Origin of the sequence: Nocardia sp. NPDC005745 (assembly GCF_040630775.1) — a bacterium.
In the GTDB taxonomy this organism is placed as follows: Bacteria; Actinomycetota; Actinomycetes; order Mycobacteriales; family Mycobacteriaceae; genus Nocardia.
This window is the reverse complement of record NZ_JBEXYF010000051.1, coordinates 25380-38395: the sequence shown is the minus strand read 5'-3', so window position 1 is coordinate 38395 and position 13016 is coordinate 25380. Positions and strand designations below refer to the sequence as shown.

Sequence of the window (13016 nt, the reverse complement as noted above, 5' to 3'; positions counted from 1 at the left end):
GTTCACCTGCCCGGCCAACCAGACTCTTCATCTCCAACGCGAGCGACTGTATACCGGACTTCACAGGATGTCTACATCCTGGAGTGAAGCTTTTTCTCCGCTGGTGAGGTGTTCCTCATGCCGGAACTTCGGTAGAGGTGGGTGTGGAGGAGCCGCGACGTCTACTATCTGCGCGGTCTCGGGCACTTCTCCTCGCCCGGGACCCGCATGAGGACGGCCACCGCCCGAGCGATGCGCGGCAAGCAAAGCTATGGGCATGACCGCCGACGCACACAGCACAGCGCGCAGCTGCGCCAGCAAAGTAGAGGTATCCGGCGTGCTCATGCGCATCTCGTCCCCTCGGCGTGTGACAGCATCGGGTCGGCGCAACGTGCACCACCCCCGACTACCCACACCTATCGGTCGGTAACACGCCTGCCTGCGGCGACGGCTCCGAGTCGATCGGAAACGGCTGTCACAACCCGGACTGACAGATCGGTTGACCGAAGACGCCCTTGCGGTGCAGCCGCTGATCGCGGCGCTTCCTGACCAGCAACGGCAGGTGCTAATCGTGCGGTTCTTCGAATCACTGACCCAAACCCGAAACGCCGAACGCCTCGGAGTCTCAATCAGCGACGAGTGTCACCTCGATCGGTCGGGCTACGGAAGGCGTAGCGGCGCAGGGTTTCCTCGACCCGTTGGAGGGTGTCGCGTTCCAGCGGGCTGGCGGCTTCGGTGAGCCGGGCGATGGCTTCGGCCGCGGAGCTGACGTGTCCGGCCTTGAACAGGCTCGCGTCCGCGCGGATCTGCCCGGCCAGCGGCACAGGGGCGGGGGAGGCCGTACCTGGTGGTGGGCTGTCTGGGGATGCGCGGCGGTGGGGTCGGTCGCTGGCCGGGGTGGTGGGTTGTCGTCCATGGTGGCCTCCGAGGGCACGGACAGGGTTGCGGCGATGTGGTCGGGGACCAGGGGGATGTCGGGTTCGGTGGCCGGGTGCTCGTCGAGGTCGGGCGGTTCGGTGGGCAGTGGCGGGTCGGGGTAGGCGGGGACGGCGCGGGTGAGGGCGTCGATGCGCCAGGCCAATGCGGTGGCGAACTGGTCGGGCCGCAGCCGGTCGTGGTCGTGGTCGGTGCGGCCGCCGACGGAGCAGTTCGCTGGCGACTTCGAGCAATTCGCGAGGTGTCCACCCGGATTCGGCGGCGCGGTCGATGGCGGCCACGACTTTCGGCCATGCCGGGTCGGCCAGCACCCGGTCGGCGGCCTCGGTACCGAGTACCGCCCGCAGTTGCGGTGCCAGCCCAACGCTGCGCATCTGCCGGGCCACACGTTTGCGACCCACTCGCATCCGCTGACCGAGCCGTAGTTCGGCATGCACCCGCGGAGCACGTAGGTACCGCGTGACGCGGTGTAGATGTCGATGATCGGGGTGGTGAGTTCACGATCAGCGCAAGCCCGCGCGGACTCACCACGGTGTTTCCATTCGTAGTACCCGGAGGTCGACAACCGCAGCACACGCCCGTGACACCGTGACCGCGATGCCGGCTTCGGTCAGTTGCGCGACCACCGGGAACACTATTTTGGGAGGACGTTCTCCCGCGCGAAGTAGGCCGCCGCCTTACGCAGCACCTCGTTCTCCAGTTCGAGTTGTCGAGTCCTTCGCCGCAACTCGACGAGCTCCTTGCGCTCGGAGCTGGTCACACCGTCGCGTGCGCCTTCATCGATGCCGGCTCTTCGGAGCCAGCTCCGTAGACATGACTCCGAGATCCCCAAGCCCTTCGCGACCTGACCGATCGGCCGGTCGCTACTGCGGGCCAACTCGATCGCGCAGACGGAACTCCGGCGGGTGTGCTGGTGGCATCCAGACTCCTTTCGGAGGCGAGTATCTCGCCTCACCATTGGTGTCCGGAAGACCGGGGCAACCTCACAACTCCGCGATCTCCTCGCCACGCTGAACGTGAATCTGACCCGGGCGACAACGGAGAAGATGTCGCTGCGACGACCGCTCGACGTTTCACGCGCCAACGTCAAACGCGAACGAGAACGCAACGTCACTGTGATCAGTTTGCACCGCGACTAGGAAGCCACATCGCGAGGGACGAACCGCGCGACACCGGCTCCGACGGCGATATGCACATGGAGATGGCGATTGTGTTGTTCGTTGCCCAGAGTGGTTAGAACCTGACAGCCGCCATGCTCGTCGACGATGCGCCGCGCCACGTCCTGGACCACCTCCAACAAATGAGCCCCCAGAACTGGATCCAGCTCCAGCAGCGACCGCACATGTTGCTTCGGCACAACGATCACATGATCGGTTCCGAACCCAGGAATCGGCGGGCGGAATGCCAGCACATGCGCCGTCTCGGCCAGGACTTCCACATCGATCAGACGCGGAATCACCTCAGCGCAATACCAATCCGGCTCATCCATGCCAACAACCCTACGGGTGAGGCATCGACCCGGCTCAGCTCAACGTCGCGAACACGTCCTCCACGTTCTTAGCTGCAAATATCCCGTCCTTCTCACAACTTTGGGCGCTAAGACCGGTGTCAACCGCGCCTACGACCGCGTCTACCCGGGCGCGCTCGAGGAAGCGACGGGACTTCCAGGCGAGGTGCTGTTCGACGCGCAAGAGTGGGCGGGCCGGGGTGTCCTCGACACTGCAAGTGGAGGCCGATGCGCCGAAAGTGGTGTGGGCGTTGGACTTCCAGTTCGACTCGAGGGTGGACGGTCGAGCGGTGAAGATCGCGTCGATGATCGACGAGCACACCCGCGTATCGCTGCTGCACATCGTGGAACGATCAATCACCGCCGACCGGCTCGTCACCGAGTCGGAGAAGGCGTTTGCCGCGGCCGACGGCCCACCACGAGTGCTGCGAATGGACAACGGACCGGAAATGATTTCGACTGCCCTGCGACGGTTCTGCGCGGACCGGGTCGGGATCTGCTACATCCCGCCGGGCACGCCCTGGAACAACGGCTTCATCGAATCCTTCAACCGCCGATTGCGGACCGAGTGCCTCAACCGCAACCACTGGACCAGCCTGCTCGAGGCCCGCGTGGTCATCGGCGACTTCAAAACCGACCACAACCGACGCCACCGTCATTCGGCGCTGGGCTACCTGACACCGGCCGAGTACGCTGCGGCCTGCACCCACACCCACCACCCGCTGGCCTGCGGGACCAACTGAATCTGGACGAAACAACCCGGACTCTAATCCCGAGTGGTCTCGTCATCGGGGACTGGTCAGGTCGTCCGGTTATTTCCTGGACGATGTTGGTGGTGCCCGCGCCGTAGCCGGCGCGTAGGACGGTGTCGTAGAGGGTGGCGATGTCGTCGGCGTATTGCGGTGGGTTGCCGTCGGTGAGGTAGCGGTGCAGGAATTGCTCTTTGGTGCCGTCGGTGTAGTGCAGTGGCGTGCCGGTGATAGCGGCGATGCGGCTCAGTGCTTGGGCGACGGTGAGGTCTTCCGGTCCGGTGAGTGTCAGGTCGTGGTCGGCTGGTGTGGTATTTCGGAGTTCGGCGGCGACGACGTCGGCGATGTCGCGGGCGTCGATCATGGCCATGGCGCCTTGGCCCAGGGGAGGCGAAGCTGTCCGGACGGCTCGATCCAGGGGATGTATTGCAACAAGTTGTTCATGAAGAATGCGGGGCGCAGGATGGTGTGGGTCAGGCCGCTGGCGGCCAGTTCTTGCTCGGCGGCGTAGTGAACGCGCGCAATTGTCAGCGGCGCGTCCGGGGCAGCTCCGCCGACACTGATTTTGACCAACCGCCGCACGTCCTGCGCGGCTGCTGCCCGGATGACCGACTTCTCTTGAGCGAGCTGGTTGTCGACGTTGGCGGTCACCAGAAACACCGCGTCGATACCGTCGAGCAGCTTCGCGGTGGCGGCTTCGTCGGTTAGATCAGTGGCGATGACGTCCACGCCTGGGAGGGCAAGTTCTTTCACGGCGGCGGCGCTTTGCGGGCGATGTACCACGGCTCGGGTAGAGGTGCCGTCTTGCGAGAGCCGCGTGAGCAGTGGCTGGCCCAGTGTGCCGGAGGCTCCGGTCACCAAGACTGTCATGTGGTTGTGTTCTTTCCGATCCGCCGATCGATGAATTCTTCTCGCCTCATCGCGGAGGGTTTGCAACCAGCATGTGGCTCATATGGGGTGTGCGCATCGGTTACGTGAGTGCAGCTGTGTGAGCGGCGATTCGGGCGCAGCGCGGAAGCATGCTTTCATGCAGCGCCTTCCCCGGCTTGTGCGGACCCAGGGTGGCACGCGGCGGGCTCTGCGGCGCGGCCGTGCGCAGGCGCCGCTCGTGGTGCGGATGTGCAGTTAAGTCAGGTGACCGATGTGTCCTGTCTGCGGGTTCAGTCACGATGCTCGACATCCACAGAGACGAAGGAGAGCATGAGATGTTGATCGGAATTGTGGGTGCCGGGGCGATCGGCACGGCAGTGGCCACGCGACTGCTCGCCGGCGGGCACGAGGTAGTGCTGAGCAATAGTCGGGGCGCGGAAACACTGACCGAGACCGTCGCCGAGCTCGGCACCGGGGCACGGGCGGGCACCCGGGACGCAGCGACCGCTGCCGAACTCGTCGTTCTCGCCGTGCCGGGTGACCGGACCGCTGAGGCCCTCGACGGGGTGGGCGACTGGGATGGCCGGGTGCTGGTGGACGCAACCAACCTGTACACCACCACACCGCCGGCGCCGGACGCGGAAACCTCCAGCGAGGCCGTGGCGCGCCGCGCCCCGGGCGCGCGCGTGATCAAGGCGTTCAACCACTTCTACGCCGCGACTCTGGCGCAAGATCCTCGGCGCGCGGACGGCAACCGCGTGTTGTTCGTGTCCGGGAACGACGCCGAGGCCAAAAAGATGTTCACCGCGCTGCTCGCCGATCTCGGGTTCGCGCCGATCGACCTGGGCGGGCTGGCCGAGGGCGGTCGCCTCTACCAGGTCCCGGCAGGCCCCCTGATCGGGCAGGACCTGCTGCGGCTGACCCCGCAGTAACGACCCACCGACACCGCGCCCTGGGCTCGAGCGCGCCGACAGGCTGGGCCGGATCACGCAGGCCCTGGTAGCGGCGCGTGCCGAGGGTTGACCTGCTCGCGCCGGACAGTGGCGAGCACACTGAAGGAGTTATCGGATGCAAGGAATCGACCCGACCGTGGTGCCCAGCGGCACCGGGTGCGCCGACTGCGAGGCCATCGACCCCAAAGGCTGGTGGTTTCATCTGCGCCGCTGCGCGGCCTGCGGCCACGTCGGCTGCTGCGACTCCTCTCCCCACCAGCACGCCAGCGCCCACGCCGCCGCCACCGGGCACCAACTGGCGCGCAGTTTCGAGCCGGGCGAGGAATGGTTCTACGACTACAGCCAGGACGTCCTTTACGAGAGCGGGCCCACGCTGGCCCCGCCCGAGCACCGTCCTGTCGAGCAGAGTGCGCCGGGCCCGGCTGGTCGGGTGCCCACCGATTGGCCCGCGCACCTGCACCAGTAGGGCCTCAACGATGGTCGGCAGTCGCAGCGGCGAGCACGGTGTCGAGCAGACCCGCGTAGCGGATGTCGAGATCGGCACGGCGCAGCTGCACCGCGTGCTCTCGCCCCCGCACCCGGGTGGCGGTGATCCCGGCTTCTCGCAGCGTCTTGAAGTGATACGACAGCGTGGACTTGTGGATGTCGAGGCCGTACTCCGCCACCGCGCACGAGTGATAGCGACCGTCGGCGAGCACCCGCAGCATCTGCAGCCGCACCGGATCGGCCAGCGCCTTCAGCACCGCGACCAGCTCGATCTGCTCGGGGGCCGGTTCGGGGAAGGCCGGGGACTTGTCACCCCACCCACTCCACTCACTGTTTGACATGTATAAAACTATAGCGAATATCGTTTTACATGAGTCAAACTATTGATCGTCCTGTATAGGACAACCGCGCCGCGATCCGGTCGGACATCCACACAAGGGCCGCATCTCCATCCTGACCGCGGACCAGGTCGAGGTGATCGCGGCCAACCTGCGCATCGTCGAGTCCGCCGCCTGGCCACCGCGCAGGGCGCCACCCCCGCCCAGATCGCGCTGGCATGGGTTCAAGCCCAAGGCGTCGTCCCCATCCCGGGTACACGCCGCCGCGCCCGTCTCGACGAGAACGCCGCCGCGACCGGCCTCGAACTCACCGCCGACGACTTCGAGGCACTCGATCGAGCCGTCCCCGAGACCGGGATCACCGGCGAGCGTGACACCGTAGCCGGGCTGGCGCGCATGAACGCCTAGGTGTGGTGATCGCCGGTCGACCGGTGTGGTGATCAGGCTGACGTGGTGGCGTACTCAACCGCCCGCGCCTGCTGACACGAGTGCGGCCAAGTGGACCGTGCGCTTTGAAGTCGGCCACGACCAATCCTTGGTCGCTCTTACCTCCACCGCCGCCACGCCACGCGTCCACGGGAAGAAACCCTTCGCAGAAAGGCGCAGTCAAATGCCGGATGCCCGGTCCCTGCTGCACCGTCACGCTGGACAGGTCCCATCGGGGGACGCCCGCGTCTTGCTCGCAGTGAGCTTAGGCCGGCTCTGGTGCGCCTCGGTGTGGCATCGATATCAACTCGAAGGAGCAGGACATGTCAGACAAGTTCACCGGACGCTGCGAGTGCGGCGCCATCACATACGAATTTAACGACGCACCCGACTTCATCGCGAATTGCTACTGCAAGGACTGTCAGAGGTCCTCGGGTGCCGTCATGGCCTCCTACTTCAGGATCGCCGTGGACGACTTCACCCTCCTCGGCGGCAGCCCGCGTTCCTACGCCTACGTGGCCGACAGCGGAAACACCCTCGAGCGGTCCTTTTGTCCTGATTGCGGTGCCCGACTCTTCAACGAGAAGCTCTCGGGATTCCCGGGCAAGATGTTCGTGATGCTCGGCACCGTGGACCAGCCCGAACGAATCGCGTCGCCGATGATGGAGATTTTCACGGCGCACCGCATCTCCTGGACCAACGCGCTCGACGTGCCGCAGTACTGGGCTCGTCCCGACGCGGATCCCGAGATCGTCGAAGCGCGAATCGCAGAGGGGCGTATGCCGGGGGGTTGCGGCTGAGTGTAGTGCTTGGCGCGGCACGAGGCTGGCGCGACAGATGCTCGCGGCGCAAGCCCTGTGACCGCTGGAATTGTTTGATGAGTATCAAACGTTGTAGATGAGGAACGAAAGGAAGTGGCAGGTGCCCATCACCCGTGATCCGCACGTGGCGGACAACAGAGCAGCCATTGGGAGCGAGACGACATCCCGCGGTCGAGTGGCGATTCTGACGGCCGACCAGGTCGAGGACGTCGAGTTCTTCTACCCGTACTACCGGTTCGTCGAAGAGGGCTACGAGGTCGACGTGCTGACCCCCAGCGGTGAGAAAATCACCGGCTACAAGGGTCTTGCCCTTTCAACCGGCGTGACCCCCGTAAAGGACGCAGACGCGCAGGACTACGACGCGCTGTTCATCCCCGGCGGCCTCGCCCCCGCTGAGGTGCGACAGGACGCCGACGCGATCGCGTTCGTCAATGAGTTCGCCGACACCGGTCGCCTGATAGGCGCGGTGTGCCACGGCCCGCAGGTCCTTGTGACTGCCGGCCTCGTGAGCGGACGGTGCATGACCTCGTGGCGCGAGGTGGCCGACGAGGTCCGCGCCGCCGGCGGCGTGTACCAGGACGAGCCGGTCGTGGAGGACGGTCAGTTCATCACGTCCCGCAAGCCTGGCGACATGCCGCTGGAGATGCGCCGCATCTTCGAGCGCCTCAACCTCGAGTCGGCTGGAGATCGTTCATGAGCGCCCTCGTCACGACGCCGTTCGGCGCACGGGCCACCGCCCGGGACGTGGTCGACGGCGTCGACCTCGGTGGTCGACGTTACGTGGTGACCGGAGGGGGCTCCGGCATTGGCGCGGAGACCGTCCGCGCTTTGGCCGGCGCCGGCGCCGATGTAGTCATCGGGGTCCGTGACACCTCCCGAGCCCAAGCGTTCGTGGATGAGGTCTCGAGTCGCGACGCGCGAGGCACCGTCACCGCGGTGTCGCTCGACCTGGCCGACCTGGCCTCGGTGCAAAGCTTTTCGTCCGGGTGGGAAGGTCCGCTCGACGGCTTGGTCGCGAACGCCGGGATCATGGCGATCCCCACACGCGAGCTGACCCCCGGGGGCTGGGAGCTGCAGCTGGCGACCAACTTCCTGGGTCACTTCGCCCTGGCCTCCGGGCTGCACGACGCGCTCGCGTCCGCCGCCCAGGCCCGGATCGCTGTGGTCAGCTCGACTGCGCACCTGCGGTCGCCGTTCGTGTTCGACGACCCGCACTTCGAGGTGCGGCCGTACGACCGCTGGGCGGCCTACGCGCAATCCAAGACCGCGGACGTCCTTCTCGCCGTCGCCGCATCCCGGCGGTGGGCGGACGACGGCATCACAGCCAATGCGCTCATGCCCGGCTGGATCACGACGAATCTCCAGCGTCACTTGGACGACGCCACGCTGCGGGCCATGGGCGCGATGGATGAGACCGGCAACCGGATCGAGCAGGACTTCTTCAAGACCCCCGAGCAGGGTGCCGCGACATCGGTGCTGTTGGTCGCCTCCCCTCTGGTCGCTGGAGTGTCCGGTCGCTACTTCGAGGACAACCAGGAAGCCGAAACGATCCAGGAAACGGAGGGTCACAACGTCGGCGTCGCTGCCCACGCGGTGGACCCCGACGCCGCCGAGCGCCTGTGGGACTACGCCGACCGCGCTCTGCGCGATCGGAAGATCTGGCGCGTCAGAGCGCGGACCACGCCCCGAACCGACGTCGATAAAGCGAGAAACCATCGTTGGCACCGGGCGGCTCCAGGTTCGGCGGCCCTGGTCACCGGTGGCCCTCGTGGCGGCTGAGTACCGGGTCGAAAACACAGCCACATGACAGATGCTCGCGTGACCCCGGTGCTACAGGGTTGTTTCGAGCCCACAGCGGGTTGCCATGCACCGAGAAAGAGACCACCGATGACCGACATCAAGCCTGTCCTGGAACCGGCCGCTCAGGCGTTCGCCGCCGCCAACTCCACGCCACCGTTCCTGTTCCAGCTCTCTCCCGAAGAGGGCCGCAAGATCGTCGACAGTGTTCAGGCCGATCCCGGGCCGGTCGCCGACGCCGACATCTCCGACCTGACCATTCCCGGCGGCCCGACCGGTACCGTGCCCGTGCGCATCGTGCGACCGACCGGCGCGACAGGTGACCTGCCGGTCATCCTCTACATTCATGGACTGGGCTGGGTCTTCGGCGGACCCCGAACCCACGACCGCCTCGTCCGCGAACTCGCCGCGGGCACCGGCGCCGCCGTGGTGTTCCCCGACTACAGCCTGGCGCCGGAGGCCAAGTACCCAACCGCGATCGAACAGATCTACACGGTGGCCGAATGGATCCGCACCCACGGCGCCGAGCAGAGCCTCGACACCAGCCGTGTCGCGGTGGCCGGTGACTCCGTCGGCGGCAACATGGCCGCGGTCACCACCCTCCTGGCCAAACAGCGCCGCGGTATCACCTTCGCCGGACAGCTGCTGTTCTATCCGGTCACGGACGCGAATTTCGACACCGGCTCCTACAAGCAGTTCGCTACGGGCTACTTCCTGGCCCGCGAGGGGATGCAATGGTTCTGGGACCAGTACACGACCGACCCCGCCCAGCGCGCGGAAATCACCGCCTCGCCACTGCGCGCGACGCTCGAAGACCTCGCCGGTCTGCCCGAAGCGCTGGTAATCGTCGGTGAGGCCGACGTCCTGCGCGACGAGGGCGAAGCCTACGCGGCCAAACTGCGCGAAGCCGGCGTCCCGGTCACCGCGGTCCGCTACCAGGGCATCGTGCACGACTTCGTCGGGCTCAACCCCCTGCGCGGCACCCGCGCTGCCCAAGCCGCCATCACCCAGGGCATCGGATTCCTCTCCGGAGTCCTCGGCACCGCCTGACCCACCGACAGGTGGCTCACCGACCGGAGCCGCCGACATATCAGGCCGCTCGCTGAGGTGCCCGGGGCGGCCCGTGCCGTATCGCAGCAGGTCGACCGCGATCAGTCGGCGGCGCGCCGCAACCCTCCACATTTGCGCCCGGGGCCGCCTCGTGTCGGTTGCCTGGTACCCGCGCTTCGAGCCTCGCCTGAACGGCGCCGTCCTTCAGGCGAGGTTAGGGGCCCGGCTCCGGCCCCAACTCGGCAATGGCGTCACGCAACTGCGCTCGGCCGGTAATGCCCAGCTTGGGGAACACCCTGTACAGGTGCGCGCCGACTGTTCGGTGAGACAGGTAGAGCCGGTCGGCGATCTCCTTGTTGGTCAGTCCTTGCGCGGCGAGCCGGGTGATCTGCAGTTCCTGTGGGGTCAATGCGTTCGCGTCCGACAACGAGGATGCGGGCCTCCGACGCGTGGGCGCGACACCGGCGGCGCGCAGCTCGATGGCGGCGTGGTCGGCCCACGCTGCGGCGCCGAGTTCTTCGAAGGTGTGCAGCGCCGCAGCGAGCTGTTCGCGAGCGGCGGCCACCCGACGTTCGCGGCGCAGCCAGCGGCCGTAGTCCAGTTGGGTGCGGGCAATTTCCAGTAGCGTCACCGCGGCGCGGCCACGGTCGAGCGCGGCGTGGAAGTACGCGTCGGCCTTGTCGTCGTCGGCCAGCAAAGCCCAGCCGCGCTGCACGAGCATGTCCAGGTCCGGTGAGCCCAGCACCGCGGCGTCGCGCGCGGCGTCGTCGAGGGCTTGGCGGGCGAGGTCGCGTTTGCCCGACCGCAGTGCCGCTTCGACGAAGTCGCCCAGCGCCCACAATGCGGTGGTCCGGTCGGCGTGAACGCCGCCGAGCTCGAGCCACGCCTGCCGGTAGCTGCGTTTCTGCAGGGCGACGTGCCCGCCGGCCCAGGCCGCGCGCGCGGTGGTCGAGGCCCACAACGCGTCGTCGGTGTTGTGTCGGATCCGGGTGAGCACCTCGGTGACTTCGTCGTGTTGCCCGCGCCAGGCCAGCCCGAGCGCGCCGGAGGCGGCGGCTGCCGCCGCGACCGCAGGCAACCCGAGATCGACCGCCATGCGTTCGGCCATCGCCGCGTCGGCGACCCCTTCGGCCAGCGACCCGGCCAGCACGCGCTGGCAGGCCAGCCATGCCAGCAGATGGCTTTCGTCGCCCGCAGCGCCGGTGCGGTCGAGATGGGCGCGCCCAGCCGCCAGCGCCGCGTGCGCGGTGGGCAGATCCTGCATCGCTTCGGCGGCCAGGCCGAGGCTCAGCAGCACGCGCGGATCGGTCAGGGTCGGGGGCAGCAGCGCCTGCAACCGTGACCGCAACTGTGCGGCGTAGCCGAGAGGGTCCAGCACGGCGAGCCCGATCACCTGCATCGGGTCGGTCAGGTCCGGATCGATCCCGGCCAGCTCGGCGACAGCCGCCTGGGCGTGAGTGTGGCTACCTGGACGCAACGTGATCCGCACCGCTGTCGCCCACAGCAGCGCGATCCGCTCGCTGCGGTTGTCGGTGCCTCCGGGCCCGGCGAGCCGACGCGACAAGGACACCAAGGCGGCTTCGCTCGGCGGCGCCGATCCCGACATGAGGCTGTTGACGATCTCGGTGCTGGCCAGCTCGACCAGCACCTTCGGTTGTGTCGCAAGGGGTTTGGCCTCGCGCAGCGCATCGACGGCTTCGGTGGTCATGCCCGCCTGCCGGGCCAGCTCGGCCGCCGTCGACAACCTCTGCGCGCGCGGCGCCGCTTCCGGCGTCAACGCCGCGGCGCGCCGCAGCACCCGCGCCGCCTCGGCCAGCGCTCCGCGCTGCGCCGCGGCCAGGCCCGCGGCTTCCAACTCGCTGGCGACGGTCTCGTCACGTTCGTAGGCGGCGATGGCGCGATGCCAGGCCGCCCGGATCGGATCCTGAGCCACCGAGGCGAGCACACTGTGTACCTGCGAGCGTTGGGTCGACGACACCACCCCACCCAACGCCGAACGCAGCAGCGGATGACGCAACCGCACCCTGTCACCGCGCACCCGCACCAACCCGCGCTGCTCGAGCGGATCCAGATCCGCCGGGCTCAACCCCATCCGCCGCGCGGCGGTCAGCAGATCCGCCAACGTCAGCTCCCCACCCCCGGCAGCCAGCAGCAGCAACTGCTGACTGGCCGCCGGCAACGCACGCGCCTGAGCGAGGAACGCCTGTTCCAATCGCCGAGTCGTGGGCACCAGCGGCGCCAACGGAAGTTCGGCGGCCATCTCCCGCGCACGCACCGCGACCGGAATCTCCTGCAACGCCAACGGATTACCGGCGGCCTCCTGCAGGATCCGTATCCGCGCCGCCTGAGGCAGGTCACCGGCCACCTCGTCGAGGACCGCTGTCGCCTCCGCCTCCGACAGCGGCCCCAACTCCATCCACACACCCGGCAGCGACCGCAGCGGCTCCTCATCGGCCTCGTCGGTGCGCGCGGTGACCACCACCATGATCGGCGCCGCGCTCAGGCGCCGGGCCAGGAACCGGACCACCTCCGCGGTCGAGCGGTCCAGCCAATGCATGTCCTCGACCACCACCAGCAGCGGCTGCCGCGAGGCCACCTCCTCCAGCAGCCCGAGCACGGCCAGACTGATCAACAACCCCTCGGCCGCGGGCTGCTCGGCCATACCGAACGCGGTCAGCAACGCCTCGCGCTGGCGCACCGGCAACGAGGCGACCTGGTCGAGCACCGGGTAGATGAGCTCATGCAGGGCCGCGAACCCGACATGCGACTCGGTGTCCAGTCCCGTGCACCGCAACTCACCGAACCCGTTCCCGCGGGCCCACACCGCGAACTCATCCACCAGCCGCGTCTTGCCGATCCCGGGATCACCGGTGATCACCACGACCGCACCGCCGGTCGCCACCGTCTGTGCGAGCTGTTCGAGCCGGTCGAGCTCCCGGCCACGACCGATCACGTCAACACCGCCTCGACCGCACCGGCCGAGGGGCGCAAACACGTTTCGCCCCGGATGCTCTTTCAGTTCGGTGACCGCGCCGAGCGCGGAACACAGTAGTGCACTCGACGCGCGGGAGCGCCACCGCGTCGAGCTGACACCCCTGCGCCCC

The 13016-nt window shown here is 67.7% G+C and carries 14 protein-coding genes and 1 pseudogene; 9 read left to right on the top strand and 6 right to left on the bottom strand.

The window, feature by feature from the left end; genetic code table 11:
- Window positions 1-499: 499 nt before the first annotated feature.
- Window positions 500-598, top strand: a pseudogene (locus tag ABZ420_RS33740) (sigma factor-like helix-turn-helix DNA-binding protein); the annotation flags it as partial.
- A gap of 10 nt (window positions 599-608) precedes the next feature.
- Here the strand turns inward: ABZ420_RS33740 and ABZ420_RS33735 are convergent.
- The 3 genes from ABZ420_RS33735 to ABZ420_RS33725 all read right to left on the bottom strand — a co-directional run bounded on the left by ABZ420_RS33735 (window position 609) and on the right by ABZ420_RS33725 (window position 2404).
- Complete coding sequence (locus ABZ420_RS33735; RefSeq protein ID WP_357131561.1) at window positions 609-803, bottom strand: hypothetical protein; 195 nt, start codon at window positions 801-803, stop codon at window positions 609-611.
- Window positions 804-1549: 746 nt separating this feature from the next.
- Window positions 1550-1675, bottom strand: coding sequence for a hypothetical protein (locus ABZ420_RS33730; RefSeq protein ID WP_357131555.1), 126 nt, complete (start codon window positions 1673-1675; stop codon window positions 1550-1552).
- A 375-nt stretch (window positions 1676-2050) separates the two neighbouring features.
- Window positions 2051-2404 (bottom strand): HIT family protein, encoded by a 354-nt coding sequence (locus ABZ420_RS33725; RefSeq protein ID WP_357131552.1) that lies wholly within the window; start codon window positions 2402-2404, stop codon window positions 2051-2053.
- A gap of 218 nt (window positions 2405-2622) precedes the next feature.
- Between ABZ420_RS33725 and ABZ420_RS33720 the strand changes: the two genes are divergently transcribed.
- On the top strand, window positions 2623-3165 hold the full coding sequence (locus ABZ420_RS33720; RefSeq protein WP_357131549.1) for an integrase core domain-containing protein: 543 nt from the start codon (window positions 2623-2625) through the stop codon (window positions 3163-3165).
- Between the two features lie 366 nt (window positions 3166-3531).
- On the opposite strand, the gene ABZ420_RS33715 is transcribed toward ABZ420_RS33720, so the two are convergent.
- Window positions 3532-4041 carry an NAD(P)H-binding protein gene (locus ABZ420_RS33715; protein ID WP_357131547.1) on the bottom strand — a complete coding sequence of 170 codons (510 nt, stop codon included), beginning with the start codon at window positions 4039-4041 and terminating at the stop codon, window positions 3532-3534.
- A 335-nt stretch (window positions 4042-4376) separates the two neighbouring features.
- Here ABZ420_RS33715 and ABZ420_RS33710 point away from each other — a divergent pair, with 335 nt between their 5' ends.
- Entirely contained in the window at window positions 4377-4973 is a 597-nt protein-coding gene (locus ABZ420_RS33710; protein WP_357131544.1) for an NAD(P)-binding domain-containing protein, read from the top strand.
- 136 nt (window positions 4974-5109) lie between these two features.
- Window positions 5110-5460 carry a UBP-type zinc finger domain-containing protein gene (locus ABZ420_RS33705; protein WP_357131541.1) on the top strand — a complete coding sequence of 117 codons (351 nt, stop codon included), beginning with the start codon at window positions 5110-5112 and terminating at the stop codon, window positions 5458-5460.
- 4 nt (window positions 5461-5464) lie between these two features.
- On the opposite strand, the gene ABZ420_RS33700 is transcribed toward ABZ420_RS33705, so the two are convergent.
- Window positions 5465-5821, bottom strand: a complete 357-nt coding sequence (locus ABZ420_RS33700) for a metalloregulator ArsR/SmtB family transcription factor (RefSeq protein ID WP_357131538.1) — start codon at window positions 5819-5821, stop codon at window positions 5465-5467.
- Between the two features lie 42 nt (window positions 5822-5863).
- Here ABZ420_RS33700 and ABZ420_RS33695 point away from each other — a divergent pair, with 42 nt between their 5' ends.
- The 5 genes from ABZ420_RS33695 (at window position 5864) to ABZ420_RS33675 (ending at window position 9912) form a co-directional block, all read left to right on the top strand.
- The gene (locus ABZ420_RS33695; protein WP_357131536.1) at window positions 5864-6226 is read left to right on the top strand and encodes an aldo/keto reductase; all 363 of its coding nucleotides are present in this window, start codon (window positions 5864-5866) and stop codon (window positions 6224-6226) included.
- Between the two features lie 341 nt (window positions 6227-6567).
- Window positions 6568-7044: a GFA family protein gene (locus ABZ420_RS33690; protein WP_357131533.1), complete on the top strand. Its 477-nt coding sequence runs from the start codon at window positions 6568-6570 to the stop codon at window positions 7042-7044.
- Between the two features lie 121 nt (window positions 7045-7165).
- Window positions 7166-7762, top strand: a complete 597-nt coding sequence (locus tag ABZ420_RS33685) for a type 1 glutamine amidotransferase domain-containing protein (RefSeq protein ID WP_357131530.1) — start codon at window positions 7166-7168, stop codon at window positions 7760-7762.
- Window positions 7759-8844 carry an SDR family NAD(P)-dependent oxidoreductase gene (locus tag ABZ420_RS33680; RefSeq protein WP_357131527.1) on the top strand — a complete coding sequence of 362 codons (1086 nt, stop codon included), beginning with the start codon at window positions 7759-7761 and terminating at the stop codon, window positions 8842-8844. The genes ABZ420_RS33685 and ABZ420_RS33680 overlap by 4 nt, the downstream gene beginning before the upstream one ends.
- Window positions 8845-8952: 108 nt before the next feature.
- A complete protein-coding gene (locus tag ABZ420_RS33675) occupies window positions 8953-9912 on the top strand; it encodes an alpha/beta hydrolase (RefSeq protein ID WP_357131524.1) in 960 nt (319 codons plus the stop codon).
- 214 nt (window positions 9913-10126) lie between these two features.
- Here ABZ420_RS33675 and ABZ420_RS33670 read toward each other — a convergent pair whose 3' ends face one another.
- The gene (locus ABZ420_RS33670; protein WP_357131521.1) at window positions 10127-12865 is read right to left on the bottom strand and encodes an AAA family ATPase; all 2739 of its coding nucleotides are present in this window, start codon (window positions 12863-12865) and stop codon (window positions 10127-10129) included.
- Window positions 12866-13016: the final 151 nt, after the last annotated feature.